We start from the raw sequence: 713 nt of genomic DNA on the forward strand, positions 1-713 counted from the left end.
TCGGCGCCGGGGGCCCGGCGGCGGCCACGGCGGTGGGGTACGCGGGCGGCGGCGCGGCGAGCGGTCTGCCGGTGGCGGGGGTGGCGAGCAGCGCCGTCATGGCCAGGGACAGGGACAGCGGTCCGAGGATGCCGTACAGCGCTGCTGCTCTCACAAGCCATCCCTCTCCGCCCAACACGCAACAAAAGGGATACTTGATGCGGGGATTGGCCATGTAAAGCACCGGGCCGCGGTGTCGGGGCCATTGGACCCCAAGGTGTCGGGTCAATGACCCCAATGCGCCCTCAGCGCCGCGCGCAGCGCCGGATCGGGCAGGGCGGCCGTGCCGTGGCCGGCGAGGGCGGTGAGCAGCTCGCCGTCGTCGGGCTCCTCATCGGCCCCGCGCCCGGTGCGCTGGGCGACGGGCCGCCGGGGCGGCACATCGATCCGACCCAGCAGCTGCTGCCCGGCGGGGGAGGCCCAGCGCGAGTACGGATGCACCTCGACCCGCGCGATCACCAGGCAGCTCGCGGTGAGGAGCAGCGGCAGCGCGAACCACGCCAGCGCCGGTCCCGGGCCCGACGCGGGCGGCACCATCAGCAGCGCGACCACGCCCGTCAGCAGGACCACGCCGCACGCCAGCCGCACCTGACGCACCGCGGCCGCCACGTTCGCGCGGGCCCCCGCGGGCACCGCGAGCCCCGCCGCCACCAGCCGGTCGGCCAGCGCCCGCA

At 76.3% G+C, this 713-nt stretch carries 1 pseudogene; it reads right to left on the minus strand.

The window, feature by feature from the left end:
• Positions 1 to 264 precede the first annotated feature (264 nt).
• Positions 265 to 713: pseudogene (locus EEJ42_RS31100) on the minus strand (TIGR04222 domain-containing membrane protein); the annotation flags it as partial.

The sequence above is a fragment of the Streptomyces botrytidirepellens genome (genome assembly GCF_003721215.1).
Classification (GTDB): domain Bacteria; phylum Actinomycetota; class Actinomycetes; order Streptomycetales; family Streptomycetaceae; genus Streptomyces; species Streptomyces himastatinicus.